Raw genomic sequence first — 17134 nt, 5'->3', positions numbered from 1 at the left:
GATGTCTTAGCGCTTGCTGCCGCTGAACAGGCGCAGCAGGGCCAGGATGGCGATGGCGCCCAGCAACGCGCCCAGGAAGCCTGCCGGTTCGCCGGCGTGGTACCAGCCCATGTAGCGGCCGAACCAACTGGCCAGCAAGGCACCGGCGATGCCCAGCACGATGGTGAGCAGGCAGCCCAGCCGTTGCGTGCCCGGAGTAATGAAACGTGCCAGCAGACCGACCACGAAGCCGACCAGGATGATGTACAGCCAACTGTCGCTACCAAACAGGTTGTTCATTGCAGCACCAGCGGGAAGAAGAGCGGCAGACTAGCATTGCGCGTCACCGACGCCATGTGCAGATCGACGCGGGGTGGTTGCACGGAGCGCTTGCAGCCGTGCGGTCAAGACAGCCGGCCGGCCCGCAGTGCGCCAGGCCGGCCGATCGTCGCAGTGCGCTGCCTCAGCAGCAGCCATGTCCACCATGTCGGGTGCCGCTGTCCGCTGCCACCGGCGAGCCGCTGGTCTCGCCACGCAGGCAGGCGGCGTGGTGCTCGGTGATCACCTTGGAAACGCAGGCGGTGACGCGCTTGCCCATCGGGATGTGCAGGAATTCGTTCGGGCCATGCGCATTGGAATGCGGGCCGAGCACGCCGGTGATCATGAACTGCGCACCGGGGAATTTCTCGCCCAGCATGCCCATGAACGGGATCGAGCCGCCTTCGCCCATGTACATCGCCGGCTTGTCGAAGAAGGCGCGGCTGGCGTCGTCGATGGCTTTCTCCAGCCACGGCGCCATGCCCGGCGCGCTCCAGCCGGAGGAGGCCTTTTCCAGTTCCAGCGTGACCTGCGCGCCGTTCGGTGGGTCGCGCAGCAAGGCCTGCTTGAGCAGCTCGCCGCAGGCCTTGCCGTCAGCAGTGGGCGGCAGGCGCAGCGACAGCTTCACCGCGGTCTGCGGACGCAGCACGTTGCCGGCCGAGGCCAGCGGCGGCATGCCATCCACACCCGTGACCGACAAGGCCGGGCGCCAGGTCCGGTTCAACACCAGCTCGGTGAGGTCCTCGTGCATCGGCACCAGCCCGTCCACCATCGGAAACTTGTCGAAGATGGCCGTGTCCAGCGTTGCCGCCGCACTGCGGGCCTGTGCCAGTCGCTCGGCGGGCACGTCCACGTGCAGGCCATCGAGCAGGATGCGTCCGCTGGTTTCGTCCTCGATCCGCGACAGCAGCTGGCGCAGCAGGCGGAAGCTGGACGGCACCACGCCGGACGCGTCGCCCGAGTGCACGCCTTCCTCCAGCACCTTCACGGTCAGGTTGCCGCCGGTCAGGCCACGCAACGAAGTCGTGCACCACAGCTGCTCGTAGTTGCCGCAACCCGAATCCAGGCACACCACCAGCGACGGCTTGCCAATGCGCTCGGCCAGGTGGTCCACATAGGCGGGCAGGTCGTAGCTACCGGATTCCTCGCAGGCTTCGATCAGCACCACGCAGCGCGCATGCGGCAGGCCTTGTGCACGCAGCGCCATCACCGCAGCCAGCGAGCCGAAGATCGCGTAGCCATCGTCCGCGCCGCCGCGCCCATACAGTTTGTCGTCGCGCAGCACCGGCTCCCAGGGGCCGAGATCGGCATCCCAGCCGGTCATTTCCGGCTGCTTGTCCAGGTGGCCGTACAGCAGCACGGTGTCCTCGCCCGACTCCGACCCGGTGGCCGGGATCTCGATGAAGATCAACGGCGTGCGGCCTTCCAGGCGCACCACCTCGACCTGCATGCCGTCGATGGCCTGGGCGCGTGCCCAGGTTTCCATCAGGGTGACGGCCTGTTCCATATAGCCATGCGCGACCCAGTCGGCATCGAACATCGGCGACTTGTTGGGGATGCGGATGTAATCGACCAGTTGCGGGACGATCTCGCGATCCCACGTGTCGCTGGCGAATTGGTCGATCTTGGCGCTATCCATACGGGCTCCGAATGCGTGACGTAATGGCACATTCTACGCCGCAGCCAGGGGGTAGGGATTTCCCTACAAGGCACCGCGCAGTTCACCGGCTGTGTGAAAAGTTCGTTGGCGATAGGATTGCTGCATGTGGCGCGGGACACTGGCTCCGCCGGCAGGAATGCTGGCTAGGACCATCACCCAAGCCACAAGGAGCGTTGCAATGAAGTCATTTACCGTAGTCCTGAAGTCCCTGCTACTGGCGTTGTTGTTGTCCTCGAATGCGTATGCACTCGACAAGGTCGATATCAACACCGCGTCTGCTGAGGAATTGGACAAGGTGCTGATGAATGTCGGGCGATCAAAAGCCGAGGCAATCGTCGAGCACCGTCAGGCAAACGGTCCCTTCAAAAGTGCCGAGGAACTGGCACTGGTCAAGGGCATCGGACTCAAGACGGTCGAACGGAATCGAGACCTGATCGAAGTGGGCGCCACGATGGCTCCCGCCAAGAAGGCTGCCAAGGGGGCGGCGGTGAAACCGGTGGGACGGCGTTAAGGGGAAGGGATCCGAGATACGGTTCGACGCGAGGATGCGTGGCCGCAACCTAACTGGACAGGATGTCTGGGGGATGGCTGGAAGCCGACAAGGACGTGAAATCGCCCGGTGTTGCACTTGGATGTGCAGCCGGGCGTTTTTCGTTTGGGTGCTTCATAGCAGCCAGCTGCGCAGCCCGGGTTAGGTGGCTGTAGTGCCGGATCCGGTATGGGCGTGACGCTGATCTCTGGCTTGACGGTGGGCTGCGTGGTGTACGCGCGCGACCTTGCATACGTGTTCCGCACTGCCATGTGTTCTGCGGTACGCATCAGTACGCCGGAGACTGATGCTGATGTCTCGGCATCTTGATGATGGCACTTTCGGTATGGACGTACGCGATGGCAATTGCGCGCGTGCGCTCGTCTGGACATGGGCAAGTAGGCAGGCAAACACACTCATGCAGGCACACATGCACGCTTGCGGCACAATGCGCCGATGCAGCTGACAGACCTGAGCAGCCGGGTGATCCCGGCCACCGAGTACCGCCGTGAGCGGTGGCGCAACCAGTTGGGCTGGACCCGCGAGATCCTGCGGCTGGGAGAGCCCGACGATGCCTGGGCGCTGCGCCTGTCGATTGCCGAGATCGAGCAGGACGCGGCGTTCTCCGCGTTTCCCGGGATCGACCGCGAGCTGGTGTTGCTGCGTGGCAATGGCATGCAGCTGCAGTTTGGCGACGGGCGGCAGCACAGCTTGCTGCCGCCGTATCAGCGGCTGCGGTTCGCGGGCGAGGAGGCGGTCACCGCGGTGCTGGGCGACGGGCCGACGCAGGACTTCAACCTGATGTGGCGGCGCGCTGTGTTGCAGACCGAGCTGCTGCACCGCCCGCTGGTGGGCACGATGCTGTTCTTTGCCGACCCCGGCAGTGCCTGGGCGATCCATCTGCTTGCCGGGCAGGCAAGTTTTGGCCGCGATAGCGGGTTGCCGCCGTTGCTGGCCGGTGACACCGCGTGGTTGTCGGCGCGAACGCGCAGCCGCTTCGTGCTGGATGGCGGCGGCGAACTGCTGGCGATCCGGGTGAGTCCGGCTGGCTGAGGTGGTGGACTTTCAGATGCAGGTGCAGGTGCAGGTGCAGCTTCACGGGGCCGTTGCATGTGCAGATCCATGCAAGCCGCTGCACTGCGGCTAACAAGTGAAGCGCAACATATCCGTTCACAGCAGTGGAGTTTCGCTTGCAATAACGACCATCAGTACACGTCGCGACGATACCGCCCGCTGCTGAGTAGTGCGTGTTTGAGGTCGGTTCCCAGAATGCTGTCGAGGGTGGCATCGACCTCCGGGGCCATGCCGCGCAGGCTGCCGCAGACGTACACGCAGGCGCCTTGCGCCACCCATGCGCGCACGTCCGCCGCCGCGGCGGCCAAGGCGTGTTGAACGTAGCGATGCGGCTGGCTACTGTCGCGGGAATAGACGCGGTCCAGTCGTTCGATCCAGCCGTCGCGCTGCCAGTGTTCGAGTTCATCGCCATAGAGCGTGTCGTAGGCTGCGTTGCGTTCGCCGAACAACAGCCAGTTGCGGCGCGCACCGGCGGCGATGCGCGCGCGCAGGTGTGCACGCAAGCCGGCGATCCCGGTGCCATTGCCGATCAGCAGCATCGGTTGCGCGGCGGCGGGCGGGTGGAAGCCGGGATTGGTCCGCACGCGTAGCGCGATGCGCGCGCCGATTGGAGCCGCCCGGCAAAGCCAGCCGCTTCCCAGGCCGGGCGTGCCATCGGCATGCAGGTGTTGACGGATCAGCAGTTCGGCATGGCCTTCGTCGGGGAGCGAGGCCAGCGAGTAGTCGCGGTGTGGCAGCGCTGCCAGCGTGTGTACCCATGCATCCAGCGAAGTGATGTCGGGGCTGTCGTCAGGCAGGGTCGCGCCGCTGAGCCAGGCGTGCAACGAACGCCCCTGCACCTGTTGGGTGCCGTCCAGCAGATGCCGCTGCAGCCAGGTCTCCACCACTTGTGGCGAATGCTGCGGGCGGATTTCGGCAATGTCGCCCGCGCTCCACTGCGGCAAATGACCGCCGCACGGGATCAGGCGCAAGCGATACACCGCGGCGCCCGCGCTGCCCGGATTGATATGCACGCGCTGCTGCAGCTGCCAGTCGGCATAACTGGGCACACTCCAATCCGCTTGCGTCGCCAGTGCCGGTGCCAGTTCAGCCAGCCTTTGCTGCCACTGCTGCAGGGACTGCGGCTCGGCGTTGTCGACCTCGATGCGTGCGAACAAGGGGGTTGCACCTTGCGCCTGCAAGCGTGCATCCAGGCGCCGCCCAAATGCGCAGAACTGCGCGTAACGGCGGTCGCCCAGCGCCACGACCGCGTAACGCAGCGCGGCCAGATCGGTATCGCTGCCGGCGAGCCAGGTGCGCTCGGCTGCTTGTACGTGATCGGGTGCATCGCCTTCGCCGGTGGTGCTGACGATGCAGAGCAGGCGCGGCACGCGCGATAGTTGATTGGCATCCAACGCGTCCAGCGGCAATGCATGCGCACCGACGCCGGCCTGCTGCAGGGCAGTGGCGCTGCGTTCGGCCAATTCACGCGCGAACCCGGTCTGGCTCGCCCAGGCGATCAGCAGGTTGCTGTCATCGCCGCGCGCAGCCGCAACGCGTGGACGCCCGCGCAGCCACAGGCCGAAACAGACGATGGCGTAAGCCGCCAGGCTGAGGCCCGCCCATTGCCAACGGTGTGGGGCGGGGGCGCTCCACCACGGGCCCGCATGCAGGCTGCCCAACCAGGCGGCCAGTACCGCCAAGGCCAGCAGGATGACGCCGTTGCCAAGCCACACGCGTGGGGAGGCGAGGCTCATGCGGCAGCCAGATGCGTTTCAAACGCCGGGCTCATGGATTCCTGCAAATCCGCGCCGCGGCGCTGCAAAAAGCGCACCGCAAGCCCTGCGTTCGTCGCATAAGCCAGGCCCGCGTCAACACCGAGCACGGTCATTGCGGTTGCCCAGGCATCGGCATGCATCGCATCGTGCGCCAGCACGGTGACCGCGGCCGCTGCCTGCGCAACCGGCGCGCCCAGGCGTGGGTCGAAGGTATGCGCGTAACGTACGCCGCCGGCCTCGAAGCGGTGCCAGCGGTCGCCGGAGGTGGCCACGGCCAGTCCATCCAGTGCCAGCACGCGCGCGGGCAGTGCGGTGCCTGCGTCTTCGTCGGGCGCTGATTCCACCAGGACACGCCATGCGCTGCCATCGGGTTTGCGGCCGTATCCAAACAGCTCGCCGCCGACATCGATCAACGCGCTGGCGATGCCCGCCTGCGCCAACGCGCGCTGCACGCAGTCCACACCGAAGCCCTTGGCGATGCCCGACAAATCCAATGCAAGCGCGCCGGGTTGCAGTGCTCTGTCTGCGTCCAGTTGCAGGCGCTGCCAGCCACAGCGCTGCCGGGCCAGGGCGATCTGCTCGGCACTGGGCACCTTGCGCGGCCCACCGGCGGCACCGAAGCCCCACAGGTCTACCATCGGGCCGACGGTTGGATCGAACGCGCCATCGCTGGCACGCGCAATCTCCAGCGCCGTGGTCAGCACACGGTGGAACGCGTCCGGCAACCGCTGCCAGGTGCCGGCGGCGGCACGGTTGAAGCGGGTGATGTCCGAGTCTGCGTCCCAGGTGCTCATCTGCGCGACCACGCGATCGAGCGCACCCTGGATCACCGCATGCAACGGATGCAGATCGCGGCCGCGCGGCGCCACCATTTTCACGCTCCAGGTGGTGCCCATGCTGCGGCCGCCCAGCGTGGCAACGGTGTCATCTGCGGAAGAAACTGGGTGCATGTGTTGACCGGTCGAGCAGGCGCTGCCTTGAGGCAGCCATGGTGACGCGCGAACGTGCCGTTTGCATCACGCGGCGTGTCTTTGAAGCAGCAGAGGATGCGTCGGTTGGTGCAGCGTGCGCTGCGCACGTGGCAGACGGTACACGCCGATAGCATGTGCCGTCTCAACAGCGTCACTGCATTGGTTATCGGATCAATGCAGTGACGTGCATGCGGCGATTACTGCGGCAACACTTCCAACGTGGCGACATAGCCGAGACGGCGCTGCTTGGCCTGCGGCAGCGAAGTTTTGGTGTCTTCGGCGGTGGTTTCCAGCCAGTACATGCCCGGCTCCGGCCAGGTCACGCTGAAGCCGCCCTTGGCGTCGGTCTTGAGCTTGATCTCGTTCTGCGCATCGCGGTAGCGGGTACCGCCACGCACGATTTCGATCTCCAGGCCGGCCGCCGGTTTGCCATCCAGTTGCAGAGTGAACTGCGCGGCTTCACCAGCGACCAGGTCGTTGGGGTGAGTGACCGGAATCAGCTCGATGCCCTTGCCGCTGGGCTTGAACACGGTGGTGGTGGGCGCGCCGCGGGTCACGAAGGTTTCCACGCGATTGAGCGACTGGGAGACCTGCAGTTCCTGCGCGTTCTTCGGCACTTCGGTGGCGAAGCTGGTTTCGTTACCGCGCCAGCGCTTGGGCTTGCCGTCTTCCTTCCAGCTGGCGAACAGGCCGGCATTGGTGATGCTGAGCTTGTAGGTGCCGGGCTGGGTGAGCTGCAGGTCGAACACGCTGCGGTACTTGCCGGTGGCCGGATTCTCCGGCTTGAGCGCGCTGCCATCGGGCGCGGTGATGGTCAGGTTGTCCAGCCGCAGCGGCACGTGGTTGAAATAGAACAGGTCGTTGGACACCGCGGCATCGACGGTGATCCACGGCGCTTCGCCAGCGAGGACGGTCTGCGAAGGCAGCAACCAGGCCTTGTGCGCGAGGGCGGTGACCGGCAGTGCGGCGAGCAGGGCGATCAGGACGAGAGGACGTTTCATGGCAACTCCTTGCAGAAGATGAGGGCGGTGGTCGCGTATCTGGTCAGCGCACAGCTGCGCCGCGTGGATGCGTGGAAGATCGAATAACGCCGTGCGTGCGGGGGACTCGCATCGCACTCGGCGCGTGCGAGCGACCGCGCGCAGCGCACGATCAGGGCTTGCCGACCAGGCTGACCGTGCCCAGCTCGCTGCTGCCGCTGGCCTTGGCCGTCTGTGCAGCGGTGGCCGGCCAGGTGAAAGGCACTTTGACCAGCTCGCGGCCGCCCACTTCACGCGCGGCCTCCACCACCAGCGTGTATTGGCCGGCCGGCAGCGACTTCAGCGCACCCTTGGTATCGGTGAACGACAACGCGTGCGCGCCGGCGGGTCGGGTCGGGCCGGTAACGCCGTCGACCGGCACCTCCAGGGTGCGCCCGCTCTTGCGCCACCACTGGCGCAAGTCTGGCAGCCATTTGGTGCCATGGCCTTCGGCGGTGTCCTTGGACTGGTACCAGACTGCCAGGTTGGCAGCGGCCTTCTGGTCGGCGCCTTCGACCCAGATCGCCACGTACGGGCGGTGGTATTCGGCGACATTGAGCTTGGGGATCTCGACGTTGATATCGAGCGTGGCCGCATACGCCGGCATGGCGAGCAGGCCGCTCAGTGCGATGGTCAAGGTGGCGCGCATGGTCGTCTCCGGAGGCGATAGGGTCAGTGGATCAGCAACAGGGCAAGCAACAGCGGAATCAGCAAGCCTAGGCCAACCAGCGGCCAGGTCATGCGCCGCTGGCGCGCGTGCAGGTGCAGTAAAAACAGGCCGGTGATGCAAAACACCAGGCAGGCGATGGCGAACACGTCGATAAACCAGCCCCAGGCTGGCCCGGCGTTGCGGCCCTTGTGCAGATCGTTGAGGTAGGCGATCGCGCCGCGCCCGGTGCGCTCGTATTCCACCGCGCCGGTGCTGCGGTCCAGGCTCAGCCAGGCATCGCCACCGGGGCGCGGCAGTGCGAGATAGATTTCCTCCGGCGACCATTCGCCCTCGCGCGTGCCGACGCTGATGTCCAGTTCGCGGCCCAGCCACTGTGCGACGCGCGGCGGCAGTGGCGCATTGCCTTCCTGGCGCGTGCCCAGGGTCTGCAGCAGCGCAGTAGGCAGCGTGAGCGTGCGGTGCTCGGTCGAAGGAGTGGCTTCGATGCGCGCGGCGTGATTCAAGGTGAGGCCGGTGACGGTAAACAGCAGCATGCCGATCAGGCACACCGCCGAACTGATCCAGTGCCATTGATGCAGCATGCGCAGCCAGAAGCCGCGCCGTTGTTGCGCGGCGCCGAGCTGATCGGTGGAGGAGGCGGGCGCCATGTGGGTCAGGCCGCCGCCGTGGAGGTGGCGGGCGGCGCAGGCGACTGCCGCGCACGCACTTCGCTCAGCAATGCGCGCAGGCGGGGTTGTGGAGCGGCGGCCAGCAGCGGGGTGAGTTGGCGCAGGAACCCGGCATGCCCGCCAGCGATGGCGCGGCGCATCCAGACTTCGGCCTGATCGATGTCGCCGTCGTCGGCCAGCACCGTCGCAAAACCGGCTTGCCCGCGGAAATCGCCGGCCTCGGCGGAGCGGCGGTACCAGGCGCGGGCGGCGTGCGGATCTGCAGCGCCGGCCAGGCCTTGCTCCAGATAGCGCGCCACGAAATTCATCGACTTGGCGTGCCCGTGTTCGGCAGCGCGGCGATACAGCGCCAACGCCTGGGTGTGGTCCTGCGCGACGCCGCGGCCGGAGGCGTACAGGTGGGCCAGGTTGTACATGCCCCAGTCCAGGCCATGCGCGGCGGCGCGGCGAAACCACAGCGCCGCCAGCTCCAGATTGCAGGGCGTGCCGAAGCCCAGTTCGTGGCAGCGCCCGAGCTGGTTCATCGCTTCCGGGTGCCCTGCATTGGCGGCCACTTCGTACCACAGCATCGCCTGGATCGGATCGGCCGCGACGCCGCGGCCTTCTGCGTAGAGTTGTGCGAGCAGAAGCTGTGCGGCCACATCCTGGCGATCGGCCGCCTTGCGTAGCAACGCCACCGCCTGCGCGGGCTGCGTGCGCAGTGCGGCGATCACCTGCGCGGTGTCCAGCACCGGCTCAGACATCGGCCCATTGCCGCAGCAGGTTGTGATACACGCCGGTGAGCTGGATCAGCGACGGATGCCCGGGCGTGTCCTGGGTCAAACGACGGATCGACACGTCCAATTCGAACAGCAGGCGGCGCTGTGCATCGTTGCGCAGCATGCTTTGTATCCAGAAGAACGAGGCGACACGCGTGCCACGCGTCACCGGCATCACTTTATGCAGGCTGGTGCCGGGGTAGATCACCAGATGGCCGGCCGGCAATTTCACCGACTGCGTGCCGTAGGTGTCTTCGATCACCAGCTCGCCGCCGTCGTAGCTGTCCGGGTCGCTGAGGAACAGCGTGGCGGAGACGTCGGTGCGCACCGGATCGGCGCCGCCACGGCTGCGGTCGTAACGCACCGCATTGTCGACGTGGTAGCCGAACGACTGCCCGCCGCTGTAGCGATTGAACAGCGGTGGATAGATCCGGCGCGGCAACGCGGCGGAAAAAAACGTACTGCTGCGCGACAGCGCGTCGAGCACCAGCGCACTGGCCTCGCGCGCGATCGGGCTGTCTTCGGGCAACTGCGCGTTGTCCTTGGCCTGCGCGGACTGATGGCCGGCGGTGATGCGGCCATCGGCCCAGTCGGCCGCGTCCAAACGCTCACTCAGCTGGCTCAGCTGGGCGGGCGTCAGGACGTCGGGAATGGGCAACAACATGCAGTGGTCTCCACGCCGTCCGCGGACTGCGGACGGCGCGTTGATGAATCAGAAGCTGAAGGTCGCGTTCAATACCGCCGAGCGGCCATCACCCGGCAACGCCCAGCCGCTGCCGGCGGTGACGGTGCCCGCGGCGTTGACGGTGAGGTTGTTGCGGATGCTGGTGTAGTACTCCTTGTCGAACAGGTTGTTGACGTTCAACTGCAGGCTGAGCCAGTCGTTGACGCGCAGGCCGACCATCGCGCGGTGCACCCAGTACGCGTCGGTCTTGCGGTAGACCGCGGTCGAGGTGTTGTTCGGATAGAAGCTGCCCTGGTAATTGACGCCGTACCCGAACGTCCACTCGTTGAGCTGATACGTGGTCCAGAGATTGCCGGCGTTGCGCGGGGTCTGCACCAGTTCGCGTCCGGCAATCGGGTCGCCGGTGAGGCTGGCAGTGCGGTTGGAAACGCTCTGCAGCACTTCGCTGTCCAGGAAAGTGTAGTTGGCGAAGACCGACCAACGCTCGGTCAGGTAGCCGGCCGCGCCCAGCGCAATGCCATCCACGCGCGCCTTGCCGTCGAGCACCTGCTCGGGAATCAGCGGGTCGCCGCTGTTGACCTTGTAGTTCTCGCGCTCGTTGCGGAACACCGCCGCCGTCAGTGCCAGACGCTCGTTCAACACGTCCCACTTACCGCCGAGTTCGATATTGACCGCGCTTTCCGGCTCCACATTGCAGTTGGCGCCGACGGTGGCAGTGGCGATCGGCGTGCACGAGCCATTGACCGACGCCTTGGACGGGGTCTTGCTGTTGGCGTAGGACAGATACAGGCTGGCGTTGTCGACCGGCTTGAATACCAGGCCGGCGCGGTAGGAGAACAGATCCTCTTCGCTGCCTGCCGGGAACCCCGGAGTCACGCCGGTCACGCCGCCGGTGGCATTGACGGTGTAGGTGGTGCTGTCGCCTTCGTTGTGTTCGTAACGGCCGCCCAGGTTGAGCATCCATTGCTCGTTGAACTGCAGCGTGTCGAACAGGTACACCGCCTGATTGGTCAGGCTGCCCTTGCTGCGTCCGGTGCGGAAATAGTTCTGCGGGCCGGTCCAGATGTTGTACGGGTTGTCGAAGGTCTGCAGCGGGTAGGTGATGCCGGTGGTGGAGCCGTCGGCATTGCGGAAGATGCTGCCGCTATCGAGTTCGAAATCTTCCTTGCTGAAGGCCACGCCGGCGACCACGCGGTGCTCGATGGCGCCGGTGTGCAGGGTGGCGGTCAGGTCGGTCTGGCTGTGGGCGATGAAGTTTTCGGTCTCGCGCACCAGCCCGCGCGGGCCGCTGTTCGGGTTCCAGGTGGACGGCGGCTGGCCGACGCAGGCGCGGCCGGTGTAGGCGTTGGTGTTGTTGGGCAGGCACCAGGTGCCTTCCGGCGCGGTGGCCGTGGTGGTCTGGTCCACGCGCTGCACACGCGCCAGGCTGCGCAGTTTGACGTTGTCGTCGAAGTCCATTTCCAGCACGCCGGTCAGCATGTCCACGTCGATCTCCTGACGCGACACATTGCGATAGCCGTAATAGGTTTCGCGGTCCACGCCCGGCAGCGGGCCATCGTTGAACGGGCTGAGCGCGAACGGCACGCCGTACTGCGGCAGGTTGTTGTCGTGCTGGTGCAGGTAGCTCAGCGTGAAGCGCGTGTCCGAGCCCAGCCCGAACGCCACCGACGGCGCAAAGCCCCAGCGATGACGGAATTCCTCATCGCGGCCCGGCACGTCCTGGGTATGACCCATGGTGTTCAAGCGCACCGCGGTGCCGTTTTCGAAGTCGTAGTTGCTGTCGACGGTGAGGCGGCCGTAGCGGTCGCTGCCGCCGCCGATCAGCACGTTGGTGAAGTCGCCTTGGCCGGCGGTCTTGGTCACCAGGTTGATGTTGCCACCGACCGAGCCTGCGCCGGACATTGCCGAGTTGGCGCCGTTGATCAGCTCCACCGCTTCCAGGTTGAAGGTGTCGCTGCGGCTGTACTGCGCGCTGTCGCGCACGCCGTCGGTGGTGATGTCGCTGCTGGCGGTAAAGCCGCGCAGGTTGATGCTGTCGCCATACCCGCCGCCGCCTTCGCCTGCACCAAAGGTGATGCCGGGCAGGGTGCTGAGCACATCACGCAGCGACAGCAGGTTCTGCTGGTCCATGGTCTGCTTGGTGACCACGGTGATGGTCTGCGGGGTGTCGCGCAGCGCCTCGGTGTACTTGGGCGAGGACGGCTTCTGCGCACGCTCCTGCTGCACCCGGATCGCATCCAGATCCACTGCGCCCGGAGGTGCCGGCGCGTCGCCAGGCTGGGCGAAGGCAGGAGCGGACAGCGTCAGCAACACGGCCGAAGTGAGCGGGGAAATCCTGGGAGTCATGGGACGTCTCGAAAAGGGAAGCGATGCTTCGGCCTGGCGATGGCTCGGCGGATGCGGGAAGGGAATGCGCGCCTGTCAGCCCGATGCCGCCTGCTGCCAGGCCCGGCGTCCGTGCACGCGGCAGCGCTGCGCCGAACGGCACAGGGCGGACGAACACCAGGAAGAAAACGGCATGGACAGGGGCAGGCGCATGGGATCGCAGGAAGGCCAGTTGTTAAGAAGGCCTGAAGGGTTGCGATCTTAAATGCAAATCATTCTTCTTTGCAATCTTTGCCGATGGATGGCATACGGCTGAAAGATTGAGGCCTTGCGGTGCGCTGCCAGTGGCGGCTGGGCACTGCGCTCAGCGGTCGTCGCGGGTCCAGATACCGCCGTGTTCCTGCTTCACCGGGAACTTGGACACTGCGGAATAGGCCGGGGCGCACAGAGGACGCCCATCGCGGATATCGAAGCGCGCGCTGTGCAGCAGGCACTCGATGGTGCCGGCGGACGCGTCGAAGGTGCCGGGCGAGAGTTCGTAATCTTCGTGGCTGCAGCGGTCTTCCAGCGCGTACAGCGCGCCGTCGAGGTTGAACACCACGATCGGCGCATCGGTCACTTCATCCCACACGGTCTTCAGCTCGCCCGGCAGCAATTCGCCGCTGGCGCAGACAAAGGTCCAGTTGTCGCTCACAACGCGGCCTCGCCGAGCGGCTTCTCCAGCACTTCGAAGCGCAGGTCCTGGCGCAACGGCACGCCGAAGCGCTCGTCGCCATAGGGGAAAGGCTTGGACACGCCGGTACGGCGATACCCGCGGCGTTCGTAGAAGGCGATGAGTTCGTTGCGCACGTCGATCACGGTCATGCGCATCAGCGGCAGGGCCCACTCGGTGGCGGCGATGCGTTCGGCTTCGGCGAGCACTGTCTTGCCGATACCGCCGCCCTGCAGGGTGGGGCTGACCGAGAACATGCCGAAGTAACCGGCGCCGTCCTCGTCGGCAACATGCGCGCAGGCCACCAGGGCGCCGTCCTGTTCCACCAGCAGCACCAGGCTGCGGTCGCGCAGGATGTCCTGCCGCAACACCGCCGGGTCGATGCGCGCACCGTCCAGGATGTCGGCTTCGGTGGTCCAGCCGACGCGGCTGCTGTCGCCGCGATAGGCGGAGGTGACGAGCGCGACGATGGCATCGATATCGTCGACGGTGGCGGTGCGGAAGGTGGTGGTCTGCATGTGGAACAGTTTATCGGGAATCGGGAATCGGGAATCGGGAATCGGGAGTCGGGAGTCGGGAATCGGGAATCGGGAATCGGGAGTCGGGAATCGGGAATCGGGAATCGGGAAAAGCGTTGCGCCGCTCAATGAGCTACTCCCCCTCTGTCGACCAGCGACAGCATGTGGGAGACCCGCTTGTTCGATTCTCCATTCCCGATTCCCGCAGTCAATCAGCCCAAAAGCTGACGCACCTTCACCAACGCGGCAACAAAACGCTCGATCTCGTCATGCGTGTTGTAGAACGCCAGCGAGGCGCGGCAGGTGGCGGCCACGCCGTAGTACTGCAGCAGCGGGTGTGCGCAGTGCTGGCCGGAGCGGACGGCCACGCCTTCCAGGTCGAGCAGGGTGGCCAGATCGTGCGCATGTGCGCCTTCGATCAGGAACGACACCACCGCCGCCTTGTCCGGCGTGGTGCCGAAGATGCGCAGGCCGTCGATGCGCTGCAGCTCTTCGGTGAAGTGCGCGAGCAGCTCGGTCTCGCGCGCTTCCACGTGCGCCAGGCCGACTGCGTCCAGATAGTCAACCGCCGCGCCCAAGCCGATGAAGCCAGCGATATTCGGCGTGCCGGCTTCGAACTTGTGCGGGCCGTCGTTGAATACGGTGCCTTCGAAGCTCACTTCCTTGATCATCTCGCCGCCGCCCAAAAACGGCGGCATGGCCTGCAGATGTTCGCGGCGCGCCCACAATGCTCCGGTGCCGGTGGGGCCGCACATCTTGTGGCCGGTGATGGCGTAGAAATCGCAGCCGATGCCGGCCACGTCGACGCGGCGGTGCGGTGCGGCTTGCGAGCCGTCCACTACGGTGACGATGCCGCGCTTGCGTGCCTCACGGCAGATCTCGCGCACCGGGTTCACTGTGCCCAGCACGTTGGACACGTGGGTGATCGCCAGCAGCTTGACCTCGGGGGTCATCGCCTTACGCAGTGCATCCAGATCCAGCGCGCCCTCAGGCGTGATCTCGGCCACGCGGATGGTGGCGCCGGTGCGCTGGGCCACCAACTGCCACGGCACGATATTGGCGTGGTGCTCCATGCGCGATACCAGGATCACATCGCTCGGCCCCAGGCGCGGCAGCGCCCAGGAATAGGCCACCAGATTGATCGCGAAGGTGGTGCCGCTGCACAGCACCAGCTCGTCGGCGCGCACGTTGAGAAAACGCGCCAGCTTGCTGCGTGCGCCCTCGAACGCGTCGGTGGCTTCGGTGCCCAGTGCATGCACCGCGCGGCTGACATTGGCGTTCTGCCGGCGATAGAACTCGTCGGTGGCAGCGATCACCTGCAGCGGCTTCTGCCCGGTGTTGGCGTTGTCGAAATAGATCAGCGGCTTGCCGTGCACCTGCCGCATCAGCAGCGGGAAATCGGAGCGTACGCGCTCCCAGTCCGGTGCCGGAGTGGCGGCGACGGAGGCGTTCATGCCACGCCCGCCGAATTCAGGGCGCGGTCCAGCTGCACGGCCAGCAGATCGCGCAATGGCGACGGCAGTGCGCGCAACGGCTCATGGCAGAACGCGGCGCTGAGCAAGCGCTGCGCCTGCTGCTGCGGCAACCCGCGCGAGCGCAGGTAGAACAGCGCGTTGTCGTCGAGCTGACCCACGGTGGCACCGTGCGCGGCCTGCACTTCGTCCGCGTCGATCACCAGCACCGGCTGGGTGTCGATTTCGGCGTTGTCCGAGAGCAACAGGTTCTTGTTCGACAAACGTGCATCGGTGCCATCGGCGCCCTGGCGGATATGGATGCCGCCGTGGAACACCACGCGGCTGCGGTCGGCGCCGACGCCGCGCCAGACCAGCTCGCAGGCGGTGTCGCGGGCGATGTGCTCGATGCCCAGGCGGGTATCCACATGCCGGCGGCCATTGCCCAGCAGCACGCCATTGGCGGTGAGCCGTGCATTGTCGCCTTCCAGCCGCGCATTGAGTTCGTGCCGGGACAGGCCTGCGCCCAGCTCCAGGTCCACACGCTGGTACTGCGCATTGCGCGCCAGCACCGCATCGGTCCGCGCGAACGCGGTGGCGCGTGCGCTATCGGCCTGCACGCGTGCGTGCGAAAGCACGGCGTCCTGGGCCAGATGGACATGCATCACGCTGTTGTCCAGATGCGCTGCATCGCCTACGTGCAGGTGGTGCTCGACCACGCCGAGCGCGGCGTCGGCACGCAATTCGATCAGATGGCGGTGGTGCCAGGCCAGGTCGTGCTCGCCGCCCACGCTAACGAACACCAGCTGCAGCGGCAGCGCCACCTTGACGCCTGCGTCCACGCGCACCAGCGCGCCTTCATCGGCCAGCGCGGCATTCAGACGCGCGAAAATTTCATCGCTGCGCTCGAAGCGGCGGCCAAGCAGCTGCTGCGCCGATTCATCGCCAACTAGTGCGGACGACAGCGTCTGCACCTGCACGCCTGCCGGAAGTTCGGACAGATCGCTCAGCGCATCCGACGCACGGCCATTGACGAACACCAGGCGCGGGGTGGGGATCTCATCCAGCACCGCGGCATCGATCAGCGCCGGCACCAACGGTGCAGGCTGGAAGCTGCGGCGTTCCAGCTGGCGCAGCGAGGTGTATTTCCAGGCTTCGGCACGCGGGCCGGGCAGGCCGGTCTGCAAGGCCGCGTCGAGTTCGGCGCGCCGTGCAGCATTGCCGCTAAACCCGCTGGCAAGGGATTCCAACAAGGCACTCATCAGGCGGCGGCCTCCGGCACCACACGGTCCTTCAGGAAGTGGTAGCCGTGTTTTTCCAACTCCAGCGCCAGCTCCGGGCCGCCACTCTGCACGATGCGCCCATCGGACAGCACATGCACCACGTCCGGCTTGATGTAGTCGAGCAGGCGCTGGTAATGGGTGATCACCAGGAACGAACGCTCGGTCGAGCGCAGCGCATTGACGCCGTCGGCCACGCTCTTGAGTGCATCGATATCCAGGCCGGAGTCGGTTTCGTCCAGGATCGCCAACTTCGGCTCGAGTACGGCCAGCTGGAAGATCTCGTTGCGCTTCTTTTCGCCGCCGGAGAACCCTTCGTTGACGCCACGGTGCAGCAGCTCGTCCTTCAGATGCAGCACCGCCAGCTTCTGCCGCACCAGCTTGAGGAACTGCATGGAATCCAGCTCTTCTTCGCCACGCGCCTTGCGCTGCGCATTGAGCGCGGCACGCAGGAAGTAGGTGTTGTTTACGCCGGGGATTTCCACCGGGTACTGGAAGGCCAGGAACAGGCCGGCCGCAGCGCGTTCTTCCGGCTGCAGGTCGAGCAGGTCGGCGCCTTCGAACTGCACGCTGCCGGCAGTGACTGCGTAGCCATCGCGACCGGCGAGCACATTGCCCAGGGTCGATTTGCCGGCGCCGTTGGGCCCCATGATGGCGTGCACCTGGCCGGGCTGGATGTCCAGCGACAGGCCCTTGAGGATGTCTTTGCCGGCGATGCTGGCGTGGAGATTTTGAATGTTGAGCATGCTGATGGTCCGTC

At 66.1% G+C, this 17134-nt stretch carries 17 protein-coding genes; 2 read left to right on the top strand and 15 right to left on the bottom strand.

Going from position 1 to position 17134, the window contains the following annotated elements:
- Positions 1 to 6 precede the first annotated feature (6 nt).
- Together XCC_RS14415 and XCC_RS14410 are read right to left on the bottom strand one after the other, a co-directional pair.
- Entirely contained in the window at positions 7 to 279 is a 273-nt protein-coding gene (locus XCC_RS14415) for a GlsB/YeaQ/YmgE family stress response membrane protein (protein ID WP_011037910.1), read from the bottom strand.
- 163 nt (positions 280 to 442) lie between these two features.
- Positions 443 to 1936 (bottom strand): M20 family metallopeptidase, encoded by a 1494-nt coding sequence (locus tag XCC_RS14410; RefSeq protein ID WP_011037909.1) that lies wholly within the window; start codon positions 1934 to 1936, stop codon positions 443 to 445.
- A gap of 157 nt (positions 1937 to 2093) precedes the next feature.
- On the opposite strand from XCC_RS14410, the gene XCC_RS14405 reads away from it, so the two are divergent.
- On the top strand, positions 2094 to 2468 hold the full coding sequence (locus XCC_RS14405; protein WP_008572623.1) for a ComEA family DNA-binding protein: 375 nt from the start codon (positions 2094 to 2096) through the stop codon (positions 2466 to 2468).
- Positions 2469 to 2942: 474 nt separating this feature from the next.
- Positions 2943 to 3539, top strand: coding sequence for a HutD/Ves family protein (locus tag XCC_RS14400; protein ID WP_029216841.1), 597 nt, complete (start codon positions 2943 to 2945; stop codon positions 3537 to 3539).
- Between the two features lie 152 nt (positions 3540 to 3691).
- Here the strand turns inward: XCC_RS14400 and XCC_RS14395 are convergent, their stop codons facing one another.
- The 13 genes from XCC_RS14395 to sufC all read right to left on the bottom strand — a co-directional run bounded on the left by XCC_RS14395 (position 3692) and on the right by sufC (position 17120).
- Positions 3692 to 5296, bottom strand: coding sequence for a sulfite reductase subunit alpha (locus tag XCC_RS14395; protein ID WP_011037907.1), 1605 nt, complete (start codon positions 5294 to 5296; stop codon positions 3692 to 3694).
- Positions 5293 to 6267: an FAD:protein FMN transferase gene (locus XCC_RS14390; protein WP_043877733.1), complete on the bottom strand. Its 975-nt coding sequence runs from the start codon at positions 6265 to 6267 to the stop codon at positions 5293 to 5295. Before XCC_RS14390 ends, XCC_RS14395 begins: the two co-directional genes overlap by 4 nt.
- Positions 6268 to 6485: 218 nt before the next feature.
- Positions 6486 to 7289: a DUF4198 domain-containing protein gene (locus XCC_RS14385; RefSeq protein ID WP_011037905.1), complete on the bottom strand. Its 804-nt coding sequence runs from the start codon at positions 7287 to 7289 to the stop codon at positions 6486 to 6488.
- Between the two features lie 151 nt (positions 7290 to 7440).
- Positions 7441 to 7956: a DUF2271 domain-containing protein gene (locus XCC_RS14380; protein ID WP_011037904.1), complete on the bottom strand. Its 516-nt coding sequence runs from the start codon at positions 7954 to 7956 to the stop codon at positions 7441 to 7443.
- A 23-nt stretch (positions 7957 to 7979) separates the two neighbouring features.
- Positions 7980 to 8624, bottom strand: a complete 645-nt coding sequence (locus tag XCC_RS14375; RefSeq protein ID WP_011037903.1) for a PepSY-associated TM helix domain-containing protein — start codon at positions 8622 to 8624, stop codon at positions 7980 to 7982.
- 5 nt (positions 8625 to 8629) lie between these two features.
- Positions 8630 to 9388, bottom strand: coding sequence for a tetratricopeptide repeat protein (locus XCC_RS14370; RefSeq protein WP_011037902.1), 759 nt, complete (start codon positions 9386 to 9388; stop codon positions 8630 to 8632).
- On the bottom strand, positions 9381 to 10067 hold the full coding sequence (locus XCC_RS14365) for a Fe2+-dependent dioxygenase (protein ID WP_011037901.1): 687 nt from the start codon (positions 10065 to 10067) through the stop codon (positions 9381 to 9383). Before XCC_RS14365 ends, XCC_RS14370 begins: the two co-directional genes overlap by 8 nt.
- 48 nt (positions 10068 to 10115) lie before the next feature.
- Positions 10116 to 12434 (bottom strand): TonB-dependent receptor, encoded by a 2319-nt coding sequence (locus XCC_RS14360; protein ID WP_011037900.1) that lies wholly within the window; start codon positions 12432 to 12434, stop codon positions 10116 to 10118.
- 343 nt (positions 12435 to 12777) lie between these two features.
- Positions 12778 to 13107 carry a non-heme iron oxygenase ferredoxin subunit gene (locus tag XCC_RS14355; RefSeq protein ID WP_011037899.1) on the bottom strand — a complete coding sequence of 110 codons (330 nt, stop codon included), beginning with the start codon at positions 13105 to 13107 and terminating at the stop codon, positions 12778 to 12780.
- Positions 13104 to 13643: a GNAT family N-acetyltransferase gene (locus XCC_RS14350; protein WP_011037898.1), complete on the bottom strand. Its 540-nt coding sequence runs from the start codon at positions 13641 to 13643 to the stop codon at positions 13104 to 13106. Before XCC_RS14350 ends, XCC_RS14355 begins: the two co-directional genes overlap by 4 nt.
- A gap of 212 nt (positions 13644 to 13855) precedes the next feature.
- Positions 13856 to 15097, bottom strand: coding sequence for a cysteine desulfurase (locus tag XCC_RS14345; protein WP_011037897.1), 1242 nt, complete (start codon positions 15095 to 15097; stop codon positions 13856 to 13858).
- The gene (gene sufD / locus XCC_RS14340) at positions 15094 to 16356 is read right to left on the bottom strand and encodes a Fe-S cluster assembly protein SufD (protein WP_011037896.1); all 1263 of its coding nucleotides are present in this window, start codon (positions 16354 to 16356) and stop codon (positions 15094 to 15096) included. The genes XCC_RS14345 and sufD overlap by 4 nt, the downstream gene beginning before the upstream one ends.
- A complete protein-coding gene (gene sufC, locus XCC_RS14335; protein WP_011037895.1) occupies positions 16356 to 17120 on the bottom strand; it encodes a Fe-S cluster assembly ATPase SufC in 765 nt (254 codons plus the stop codon). Before sufC ends, sufD begins: the two co-directional genes overlap by 1 nt.
- Positions 17121 to 17134: the final 14 nt, after the last annotated feature.

The sequence above is a fragment of the Xanthomonas campestris pv. campestris str. ATCC 33913 genome (genome assembly GCF_000007145.1).
Classification (GTDB): Bacteria; Pseudomonadota; Gammaproteobacteria; order Xanthomonadales; family Xanthomonadaceae; genus Xanthomonas; species Xanthomonas campestris.
The sequence above is the reverse complement of the archived record's forward strand: the minus strand, read 5'-3'. Positions and strand labels throughout refer to the sequence as shown.

Bases quoted from the DNA above. Each gene is read 5' to 3' on its own strand.
- XCC_RS14405 (WP_008572623.1), top strand. From the start codon at position 2,094: ATGCTGGCTAGGACCATCACCCAAGCCACAAGGAGCGTTGCAATGAAG.
- XCC_RS14395 (WP_011037907.1), bottom strand. From the start codon at position 5,296: ATGAGCCTCGCCTCCCCACGCGTGTGGCTTGGCAACGGCGTCATCCTG.
- sufC (WP_011037895.1), bottom strand. From the start codon at position 17,120: ATGCTCAACATTCAAAATCTCCACGCCAGCATCGCCGGCAAAGACATC.
- XCC_RS14345 (WP_011037897.1), bottom strand. From the start codon at position 15,097: ATGAACGCCTCCGTCGCCGCCACTCCGGCACCGGACTGGGAGCGCGTA.
- sufD (WP_011037896.1), bottom strand. From the start codon at position 16,356: ATGAGTGCCTTGTTGGAATCCCTTGCCAGCGGGTTTAGCGGCAATGCT.
- XCC_RS14365 (WP_011037901.1), bottom strand. From the start codon at position 10,067: ATGTTGTTGCCCATTCCCGACGTCCTGACGCCCGCCCAGCTGAGCCAG.
- XCC_RS14370 (WP_011037902.1), bottom strand. From the start codon at position 9,388: ATGTCTGAGCCGGTGCTGGACACCGCGCAGGTGATCGCCGCACTGCGC.
- XCC_RS14415 (WP_011037910.1), bottom strand. From the start codon at position 279: ATGAACAACCTGTTTGGTAGCGACAGTTGGCTGTACATCATCCTGGTC.
- XCC_RS14385 (WP_011037905.1), bottom strand. From the start codon at position 7,289: ATGAAACGTCCTCTCGTCCTGATCGCCCTGCTCGCCGCACTGCCGGTC.
- XCC_RS14390 (WP_043877733.1), bottom strand. From the start codon at position 6,267: ATGCACCCAGTTTCTTCCGCAGATGACACCGTTGCCACGCTGGGCGGC.
- XCC_RS14350 (WP_011037898.1), bottom strand. From the start codon at position 13,643: ATGCAGACCACCACCTTCCGCACCGCCACCGTCGACGATATCGATGCC.
- XCC_RS14400 (WP_029216841.1), top strand. From the start codon at position 2,943: ATGCAGCTGACAGACCTGAGCAGCCGGGTGATCCCGGCCACCGAGTAC.
- XCC_RS14380 (WP_011037904.1), bottom strand. From the start codon at position 7,956: ATGCGCGCCACCTTGACCATCGCACTGAGCGGCCTGCTCGCCATGCCG.
- XCC_RS14410 (WP_011037909.1), bottom strand. From the start codon at position 1,936: ATGGATAGCGCCAAGATCGACCAATTCGCCAGCGACACGTGGGATCGC.
- XCC_RS14375 (WP_011037903.1), bottom strand. From the start codon at position 8,624: ATGGCGCCCGCCTCCTCCACCGATCAGCTCGGCGCCGCGCAACAACGG.
- XCC_RS14360 (WP_011037900.1), bottom strand. From the start codon at position 12,434: ATGACTCCCAGGATTTCCCCGCTCACTTCGGCCGTGTTGCTGACGCTG.